This is a genomic window from Nostoc sp. (genome assembly GCF_035638895.1).
Classification (GTDB): Bacteria; Cyanobacteriota; Cyanobacteriia; order Cyanobacteriales; family Nostocaceae; genus Nostoc.
In genome coordinates, this window is the sequence record NZ_DASQZC010000670.1 from 1 (window position 1) to 8,726 (window position 8,726).

The window sequence follows — 8,726 nt, forward strand, 5'->3', positions numbered from 1 at the left end:
GCTACCCGTAAAAGATTGGGTAAAACGTTATCACTAAATTCCTGCATAATTAAATCACCGTCATTTTCTGATTTAATTGCCTCTTGCAGTAACTTGAGGGTTAAGAGTTCTGCTGTTTGTGTTTCGACTTTTAGATTAGATGTTTCTTGAAAGTCAGAATCATCTCCAGACATCCAATCATCATCTGATAGTTCGGCGGTTGAATCATTTTCTGTTTCTGCTTCTAAGAGTGATAGTTGTTGATATTCATCTAATTTTTTACTTTTTTTAGCCATCTTCTTTATTAAATAAAATTAAATAAGATTTGATTTTTCCAGCATTATCGCTAATCGTCAAGATTCATTCAAATCCTTCTAGCAATCTAGCAACTTGTTCTGGATCTGGAAGTTGATTTTTTAATTCTTGTGGTACTTTAGAAACTATTTGATAAGTTGCAACACCAATTGGTTTATTAGATTCCTTTAGTGCATATTCAACAATAGTTCTCTGTTTGGATTTACAAAGAATAATGCCAATAGAAGGATTTTCATCTGGTAGCTTTACCGTGTTATCTAAAACAGCTAAATAAAACTGCATTTTGCCAACATATTCCGGTAAAAACTTACCAATTTTTAATTCTATTGCCACCAAACACTTTAAACGGCGATGATATAATAGGATATCTATAAAATATTCTTCATCATCAACTTCTAAACGATATTGGCTACCAATAAAGGCAAATATTCCACCCATTTCTTGTAAGAATGGTTGAACTTTTGCTAAAATAGAATCTTCTAGCTGTCGTTCGCTGTGTTCATCTGCTAATTCCAAAAAATCAAAAGTATATTCATCTTTAACTGCTAGCTTTAAGTGGTTACGTATCTCTGCTGAAATACTTTGATCAAAATTAGTTTGATTAAGCAGAGTTTTTTCATAAGTTTGATTTTCAATTTGGTGAATTAAAACGTTTTTTGTCCAGCCAAACTTCCGAGTCATTCTAATGTAAAATTCTCGTTCTAAGTCATCTTTACATTTTTCTAAAATGACCAAATTGTGAGTCCATCCAATTTCTGCAACCATTGGTTGCAGTTTTTCCTTTTGGCTATATGTGACGTAAAAATTCCGCATATTCCAGATATTTCGAGCAGAAAACCCACTAATACCAGGAAACTCTGCTTGTAAGTCTTTTGCTAGCTGTTCTACTACTGATTTACCCCAACTAGCATCCTGTTGTTTGATAACAATCATCTGCCCAATATCCCAATACAGGCTAATCATTTCCCGATTAACTGCCTTTAATGCTTCGTACTGGGCTGAACGAATCCGTTGTTGTACTTCCATAAGTAGATGTGTGTAATCGTCAGAAATAGAATTACTCATAATAAAAATATTTCAATCTCTCCAATAAGAATCCTTCTTTTCTTCTAGTTCCTGATTTCTGCCAATTAGATACTCGAATTGACCAATTTTTCTGAAGAACAATTCCATTGATTCCTCAATTTCTTCAATTTGACGGTCATGGTCTGAGAGTCGGTTGTCTTGAATGAGATTGTGCTGCTGCTGCGCTTTAATGCGATCAATCAGATCATTGATGGCATAACGGAGTTGGTCTAAGGGGTCAGAGTTTTGGCTTTGCATCTAAGTGTTTCCTGGTTTAAAGGATTACTTTAGAGCCTAGCATACTATTTTTTGTTAGACTATTGATTTTTACCGTTAAAGCACTCTCTGGCAGAATATCTGTGAATAATGATTCTGTAACTAGAAGTAAATTCGACTGCAAATGCCTCTTTCGTGCTATCTTATAGTGGTGGGGTCTTCAAATAATCCCTTCTTAGGGATTGAAACACAGACTCATAATTCACTGATACTGAACCCACCCCTGCTGACAAAGCAGCGAATCCCTATTAGGGATCTCAACATGGCGTTATCCATATCTCATCCCCTTTACTCTTAAACCAATGTGTCAAGGTATCTAGCAATAGTGCAGACTGCCCGAAGGCAATGCAGTATGGTGGTGTATTATCTAAAACACTATATTGGTCACTAATTGGGTAAATCTGAAAGTGCATTGGCAATTGTCCTTGCTGACGTACTCTCTCTAAGGGAAAAGGCAGCAGATAACTAACTAATGCCTGTTTCTTCAATTGCTTGTTAATTTCACTAATCCAATAGTTTGCAGGTTGCCAAATCTGAATACCTAACAATACCTGTACATCCCAAGTATCAGCAAAAGGTTTCAAGTCCCCAGGATAAGTAAATTTCCAATCTAGTCTTTCTTCTCGATAGTTAAGTAATTTCATAAATCCTAAACAGTTTTTAAATCTGCCTTTGGGAATAGTTGTATCTGTGCGTTCTGCTGTCGCTTGTCGCAGTCGTTCAAATTCTGTCCCCTTCATCGGTTCAATTTCTAAGTTGCTGAGAATTCCTGGTAAATCGTAGGTTTTGAACTTATCAGCCTCATTTTTCTCTGTAGTGTCGTAAATTCCGCACAGTAAAGGGCTTTTCCCCCGAAAACTCACAGCCTCCTCTAAAATAGGATTTCCCTTATCTGTTCGTGAAAGTTCGTGCCATTTTTCTTCCCATTCTTTACTACGGAAAAAGGCTGCTTTAAGACTGGCTTTTCTTTTGTCAGTGCTGAAAACTATCTCACAATCTTTCTTTAGTGCTTCCTGACTACCTGCTGCATATTGCTCTTTAATATTAGGATGTCCCAACTGTCGAACCAGTCGCATAGATTGAACAACACCCCATTTAAAGTAATAACCTGTAAAATCATTAATTTTGCGGTATTTATCCCTAATTTGATCGTGAAAAAATGGACGTTCATAAACTTCACCTGACTTCAATGGTGCTTCATCCTTCTCATCTTTTTCAAAAAGCCTTTTGACCAAAAATTTAGGGACAAGTGCATAAGCAGTGAAGTTAATAAAATCAATCTGCTGTCCGTCACGTTCATAACCATCATGTCGTCCCAGTCTGCCTAAACGCTGGATAAAATTACCTGCGTCTGCTGATTCAAAAAACAAGAAATTGATTTTGAAATCAACACCCACATCAATAGTGCTAGTTCCCAAAACTAAATCAGCATCTAAGGATTCTTCTTTAGTTTTTTTCCCAGACAAACCAGTATTTTCTTCAACTGTGAAATTATATGGCTGGAGAAAAGATGTAAAAAAATCCTTTGATCGTTTCACAGCAGCAATAGAATTAAGAATAATTGCGCCTTTGCTACCTGGATGATTTTGTAAATGATCTAAAATCAACGCTACATTATCTTTTAACCAAGTTTCAGAAGCTTTAGATGTAGATTCTAAACTGACAAACTGCAATGATATTTCCCCTACAACTTTTCGCCAATATTGGGTTTTTAGATGCTCAGATTCAGTAAGAGTATCAGGAAATTGATATTTATTCTCTTCAAGTGGGTTAATTTCATGACAGCGAAAATCCGCTAATTTAAGCCTCTCAATTAATTGGGTATTTGGGGTAGCAGAAAGAAATAAAAACTTTTTACGCCTGTTAGTGCGACGAATCAAAAGCATTGTGTTAATTACGCTAGCAATTTGTGGCGCTTTGAACACATGAAACTCATCAAAAAGAATAACATTAAAACGCTTATCTATTCTATTCCAGAGTTTATCAGGATTATCTTTATAAAGTAAATATGCCCCATAATGTAGATAGTGAAAAATATCAGTATTGGTGAGCAGAATTTCAGATTGCCCAGCGCGAGTTTCTAAAGCTACTCCCTTTTTCAATTTTTCTTCTTCAGCATAAATTTCTAATTCTTGTCCACTTAACCGATTAACACGCGGTTTATGTTCAGGCTGAAATTTATCAATGTATCCTCTAATTTGTTTTTCTTGATCTCTAGCGAGTTCGTTTGTGGGATATAGCCCTAAAACAGGAGACTGTCTTTGCAAAATATCCAGGTATCCGGCGAGACTTTTACCATCGCCAGTCATCGCAGTGTTGAACACAACATCAATATTTGGATCGCGCAACGCTTCTAAAGTTGCAGCTTGATGCCAAGAAAGGAACCAATCTTTAGGTAATTTCACCCCGTCAGGTGTTAGGACGGTTTGCGAGTAAACAGATTTGAGAGTAATTTTGTATGCTTCCGTCATTTGTCTTTTCCCTCTACTTCAATATCCTGATATTCCTGAATACTTCCTTGTCGAATTATCCATAATTTACCAGTCACATCTGCTGCTTCAAGTCCAGCAATTAGGGTTTCTGCAACTATACGGTAATCTTCAAAAGTAGGACGAGGTGGTAAACGAATAACTATAATTACTGTATAGTTAGAAGGTCGATATTTAAGACGATTGCCAAATCCTCTATCTATCGTTACGAAACATCTATTTTCACTGCGACAAATATCAATTAATTCCTCATCAGGAGTTGAAATTAAACCTTGTTCTCGGACAGTGGCAACATCATGTCCTGCAAGACGCAATAATGTAGCTACTCGCAAACTACCAAGATTTTCATCAAGTTTAATATTCACTTTTTTGATTCCTTTTGTAATCCTAAAGGAATTTCCACATAACTATCTCTTGTCATTTCAGCAGCATAAGCAATACAGGCCAGGATATCTTCTTGTTCCAAACCTGGATATTCTTCCAAAACTGTCTCTATTTTTTCTCCACTTGCAAGAAGATCGAGAATTAAACTAACCCAGATACGATGACCTTTAATACAAGGTTTACCGAAACAAATATTTGGATCAATGGAAATTCGAGATAGTAAATCGTTCTTAGTCATTGAAACTTCTCCAAATTTATCGTAATTCTTCTCAATGAATCCTCTTCTCCTAATTCTATATTCGGACTTACACTTAAATAGTGTCCGTAACTGGTTGTTAAAAACTATATTGGCACGCAAAATAGAGATTTACAAGATTTATAAGCATAAAAGTGTCCGTATAAAACATGAGTCGAAAAGGTCAATCTATTACACTGTCGATATCAGAACGCGATAAAGCCGAGCTAGAAGCGATCGCTCGTGAATTCGGTATGATGTGGGGAGAGGAGCCTAACATCTCGAAGTTAATTAAAGCGATCGCTCAACGTAAGTTACTCATTGGTAACAATAACGATTGGAAAGAACCACGCATTAGAGCATTACATAGATGTATCAATGCATTGACAGACATCGGGCAAATTGAACAAGCCCAAATCATTGCAAACTTACTTCTCGAACGCAGCGAACTATCATTACCGTTGCGAGGCGAAATCGAACGTTTCTTAGAGAATTTGCCTCCAGGTTGGCGTTTACAAATAGATAACTACATCTTGCGAAACCAACCATTTCAGCTTTCTTATCAAGATGCAACCGGACGCTTATTAAACTTCACGGTTCGCCACGCCAAAGTTACACCCCACGAAAAGCGACAATATCTTGATTGCTGGTGCGAAGAGACAGAAGGAAACTTTGATATCCCAGAACTGTTTCACAACTGGAGTTTACGATTAGACAGGATTACAGAAGCTGCTGTTATGCCAATTTCTGGTAAGTGGCGAACTAATTTGGCTGAGATAGAAGTGGAAATGCATCTATTTGCTGGTTTGGCTTTTGCCTATCAAGCTAAACCAGAAGACAATATCAATGAGTGGCTACCAGATAAAGCGCGAGTCCAGCGAGTTGTTAGGCGAGTATCTAGTACCTTTTGGTTTATCCGCGAAGTTATGCAATATGCGCCAGATTGTGTAGTGATGTTACCTGAAAATGTGCGCGATCGCCTTAAACAAAAACTCCTCACCCTCTGCAATTTATACGATATCGAAACCACGTCTTAACTCTTTCCCTCTCCGACTCGGAGAGGGACGGCTTTACGTAGTAAAACCAGGGAGAGGTCTTTTCCTTCTTGACAAAAGTACACTTCCATAAGATGCACTCATGTAAGCGTTGTCTGCGATCGCCTATAGTCATCTACAATACGTAAGTAACATAAATAACGCAATAACAAGCCCTACAGACATCAATTCTGAAAATTAAAGAAAAAAATAATTACTAATTGCTTAAAAATTCCGGTTTATTTGGCTTTGGGTTGATAAATAAAAATAATAGCGTTGAATGTCATGCTTCCTACCACGAAGGATTACTGAAATTCTTCGCTGCTTTCAGGATGACCACTGAACATCAAACAACATCTGCCGCCAATCAGTTTTTTACTGGGATGCTTCTGCGCTATCAACCTGGAGATGCAGCTACATCAAAAGGTTCTACCACAAAAATTGCTCTAGATGTATCTAAGTAACTATGCTGATAAAGTCTAAAGATGCCACGGTATCTAGGAGCGAATTCTAAAGCAATTGTAAAAGACTTGGTGCCATTTTGGCAGGTTTCTATCCCAAATATGGGATATTAGTAGATTGTACAAATCTCTATTGTTATTCACTATCTACCGACAACTGCTGAGTACAAGTTTAAGTAATTTAATGAAGTAGGAAATAATACATGGTATTATCACTGTCTTCTCATAACGTTATCCAGTATCTGCTAGAAGCGGGGCTGTGTAGCTCAGAAGATGACGCATCAGATAAATCTGAGTTGCCAGGAAGTAGTAAGAACAATTTCGGTTTACTAGTGACTCTAGCAGATAATCGTCAACTGCTCATTAAACAAGAACGTAACCTTAACAACAATGACGGCGCTCCTCGTGAATTGTTTCAGGAGTGGCTATTTCATCAGTTGCTCCAGCAGTTTCCAGTTCTCGGCAATATTTCCGCAATCGCACCATTGGTAGTGCATTTTGACGAAGAAAATTCTATCCTTGTCCGCAACTACTTAGGTGATTATCTGGAGCTTGCGACATTCTACCACAACAATGATATTTTTCCACAAGAAATTGCCACTGCGATCGGTACTACTTTAGCGGGACTGCATCGCACAACCTATAACCGCCGAGAATATAGGGATTTTATGGCAACTGCTCCCCAAGGAGAGTTTCGCTATGGCTTTTACAATCCGGCGCAAGGGGTAGAGTCAATTGGGCCGGAGATTTTTGGAACTGTTCCCACGGATGCGCTGAAATTCTATTTACTATACCAGCAGTCTGAGAGTTTGGAATCTGCGATCGCAGATTTGGCATACAACTGGAATCCTTGCTGCTTGACTCACAACGACTTGAAATTGAACAACATTTTGGTTCATTCTAGGTGGGAGAAACTAGATAATTGCCTAGTACGACTAATTGATTGGGAAGCTTGTTCTTGGGGAGATCCTGCTTTTGATTTAGGTACTTTACTAGCAAGCTATTTAGGAATTTGGCTCAATAGTCTGGTAGTAGATCCCACCATCGAGTTAGAAGAATCTCTACATCTAGCATTGACACCGTTGGAGAGTTTACAACCTTCAATCATTGCCTTAATTAGGGCTTATCTAAATGCTTTCCCCCTGATTTTGGAATATTGCAATGACTTTATTGTGCGAGTTATCCAGTTTGCGGGGTTAGCACTGATTCATCAAATTCAGGATATGATTACCTGCCAAAAATCCTTTAATAATGCTGAAATTTGTATGCTCCAAGTAGCTAAAAGTTTACTGACTATGCCGCAGCAAGGTGTACTGACTATTTTTGGAATATCAGAGTCAGAAATTCTAAATCCTGTAGCAAAAATACATAAACTTACTCAACCTATAAAAGAGCCACAGCTACTTCGTCTTTATTACGAAAAAACCCGGCTACGCGGTTGTTAATAGTAGGGAGTAGAACAATTATGTTAGCGATAGCGGGGCGTTTAGCCTATTTTGACTCCTGACTCCTGAATTCTGTTTTTTAAAGTTTAAGTTCTAAATGGATTAATGCTAAATTACTCTATCAATCAACCGCTAACTTCTCTATTCGACATTGCTAAAAATATCCAGATTGAGTCTAATTTTTGTATTTATCATCCCAATTATCAACCCTTTGGTCTACCGACTAAAATAGCCGAGAGATTTCAGCACAATTCTGTACATTTACAACAGAAGTATCTCACTTTACTGCTGCGGAACTTTCTCTATGGGATCTATTACAATGGCTCTCTACAAAGTACTTTAGCAGTCAATACTGATACGCCAAAGCAGAATTTAACAGATAATTCCATTTTAGAAATTGATTGGAACTTTTACGAGCAATTGCACGCCAGTAATCACGGCATAGGTTACTTTGACCCCCGATGGCAGGTGTTGCGTAAAGAACCTGATGGTACTATGGCGGTGACTAAAGGCGGTTTAACACTTTATGTTGAGCCAGACTGCCATCTAAAATCCAGCAAAAAAACTACCAAAGTGGGTGACATGGTAGCAATCTGGATGCCCAAAAATAGAATGCAAAATAGCTCTTACTTGGCAGTTAGCAATGTCGGACAGGAACGCCAGAGCAACCCCGATGCTGATTTGGGAGCAGGGCGAATTTACTTTAACTTTACCGCATCTGGTGCGATCGCTCTCATGAAAAGTTTGACACTGCAATTGAATGCAGCCTCGATTCCCTTTAGCTTTCAGGTTCTTCACAATCCCAGTGCATACGGACGCTATGATTCGGGATTGCTCTACTTTGAACTCCCCGACTATCCAGCAATTCGCACAATCCTTCAGGCTATTTATCCAGAAAATCAATCCTATTTCCAGCCGGAAATTCCCTTGTTTACAAAATTTTTAGCACCAGGGTTAGGTTTAGCCGAAGAACCAATTCAAAAATTTGCAGCACAAGAAAGTTTTGGGATGAACCGTTGCCAAATTGTCGCTAATGCTTTATT

Annotated in this window: 10 protein-coding genes; 4 read left to right on the forward strand and 6 right to left on the reverse strand. The window is 38.0% G+C overall.

Translation table 11 applies throughout. From position 1 onward, the window contains the following. The 6 genes from VE944_RS31605 to VE944_RS31630 form a co-directional block, all read right to left on the reverse strand. The coding region (locus VE944_RS31605) for a hypothetical protein (protein ID WP_324987003.1) at nt 1–275 on the reverse strand (275 nt) is incomplete at its 3' end. 64 nt (nt 276–339) lie between these two features. After that, nucleotides 340–1,359 carry a PDDEXK nuclease domain-containing protein gene (locus VE944_RS31610; protein ID WP_324987005.1) on the reverse strand — a complete coding sequence of 340 codons (1,020 nt, stop codon included), beginning with the start codon at nt 1,357–1,359 and terminating at the stop codon, nt 340–342. Nucleotides 1,360–1,371: 12 nt separating this feature from the next. Beyond that, nucleotides 1,372–1,617: a hypothetical protein gene (locus tag VE944_RS31615; protein WP_324987008.1), complete on the reverse strand. Its 246-nt coding sequence runs from the start codon at nt 1,615–1,617 to the stop codon at nt 1,372–1,374. Between the two features lie 275 nt (nt 1,618–1,892). Next, nucleotides 1,893–4,106, reverse strand: coding sequence for a type I-D CRISPR-associated helicase Cas3' (gene cas3, locus VE944_RS31620; RefSeq protein ID WP_324987012.1), 2,214 nt, complete (start codon nt 4,104–4,106; stop codon nt 1,893–1,895). Then, complete coding sequence (locus VE944_RS31625) at nt 4,103–4,489, reverse strand: DUF5615 family PIN-like protein (protein WP_324987015.1); 387 nt, start codon at nt 4,487–4,489, stop codon at nt 4,103–4,105. Before VE944_RS31625 ends, cas3 begins: the two co-directional genes overlap by 4 nt. Then, a complete protein-coding gene (locus VE944_RS31630; protein ID WP_324987018.1) occupies nt 4,486–4,746 on the reverse strand; it encodes a DUF433 domain-containing protein in 261 nt (86 codons plus the stop codon). Before VE944_RS31630 ends, VE944_RS31625 begins: the two co-directional genes overlap by 4 nt. Before the next feature lie 167 nt (nt 4,747–4,913). Between VE944_RS31630 and VE944_RS31635 the strand changes: the two genes are divergently transcribed. The 4 genes from VE944_RS31635 to VE944_RS31650 form a co-directional block, all read left to right on the forward strand. Continuing rightward, a complete protein-coding gene (locus VE944_RS31635) occupies nt 4,914–5,780 on the forward strand; it encodes a WYL domain-containing protein (protein WP_324987021.1) in 867 nt (288 codons plus the stop codon). 218 nt (nt 5,781–5,998) lie between these two features. Then, nucleotides 5,999–6,241, forward strand: a complete 243-nt coding sequence (locus VE944_RS31640; protein ID WP_324987024.1) for a hypothetical protein — start codon at nt 5,999–6,001, stop codon at nt 6,239–6,241. 200 nt (nt 6,242–6,441) lie between these two features. Further along, nucleotides 6,442–7,683 carry an aminoglycoside phosphotransferase family protein gene (locus VE944_RS31645; RefSeq protein ID WP_324987027.1) on the forward strand — a complete coding sequence of 414 codons (1,242 nt, stop codon included), beginning with the start codon at nt 6,442–6,444 and terminating at the stop codon, nt 7,681–7,683. A 105-nt stretch (nt 7,684–7,788) separates the two neighbouring features. Next, a partial coding sequence (locus tag VE944_RS31650) for a T3SS effector HopA1 family protein (protein WP_324987030.1) occupies nt 7,789–8,726 on the forward strand: 938 nt, incomplete at its 3' end.

Coding starts and splice junctions, on each gene's coding strand:
- VE944_RS31610 (WP_324987005.1), bottom strand. CDS start 1,359: ATGAGTAATTCTATTTCTGACGATTACACACATCTACTTATGGAAGTA.
- VE944_RS31615 (WP_324987008.1), bottom strand. CDS start 1,617: ATGCAAAGCCAAAACTCTGACCCCTTAGACCAACTCCGTTATGCCATC.
- VE944_RS31635 (WP_324987021.1), top strand. CDS start 4,914: ATGAGTCGAAAAGGTCAATCTATTACACTGTCGATATCAGAACGCGAT.
- VE944_RS31630 (WP_324987018.1), bottom strand. CDS start 4,746: ATGACTAAGAACGATTTACTATCTCGAATTTCCATTGATCCAAATATT.
- VE944_RS31645 (WP_324987027.1), top strand. CDS start 6,442: ATGGTATTATCACTGTCTTCTCATAACGTTATCCAGTATCTGCTAGAA.
- cas3 (WP_324987012.1), bottom strand. CDS start 4,106: ATGACGGAAGCATACAAAATTACTCTCAAATCTGTTTACTCGCAAACC.